1 protein-coding gene is annotated in these 377 nt (G+C 49.1%); it reads left to right on the top strand.

Annotation, left to right across the window (positions count from 1 at the left end):
- Positions 1–186, top strand: a 186-nt coding sequence (locus JMA46_RS16835; RefSeq protein WP_207346494.1) for a hypothetical protein, incomplete at its 5' end; no start/stop codon positions are given.
- Between the last annotated feature and the right edge of the window lie 191 nt (positions 187–377).

The following is a 377-nucleotide window of genomic DNA, read 5'->3' as shown; positions in this document are numbered from 1 at the left end:
CATGAAAACCAACACCACAACAAAGCAGTGTCAGATCCAGGTTCAAACATACTCAAAAGAAATTGCTTTCTCTATAAAGATGCTCGCGTTCACTATGTAGTTCTCAAACAACAACCCCACCACACACTAACCACCAGGAAAGAAACCACAAAGCAGTTCCACACCCCAACAACCAGTCATGTGTAGGAAAACCAGGACCAACACCAACCCCCCACACCCCGTCACAGAGACAGGACAAAAAGGGGGGACGGTTTGTTGTTCCAGGACCCAATAGCGTGCCAAACGCATAACAACCACACACCCGAACAACCCTGCACGGCTCTTTCCCCACGAACCCCAAAAGATTCGTTGTACTCAAGCCAGGTCGCCAGATATCG

This window comes from Arthrobacter sp. E3, from assembly GCF_017353415.1.
In the GTDB taxonomy this organism is placed as follows: Bacteria; Actinomycetota; Actinomycetes; order Actinomycetales; family Micrococcaceae; genus Specibacter.
The sequence above is the reverse complement of the archived record's forward strand: the minus strand, read 5'-3'. Positions and strand labels throughout refer to the sequence as shown.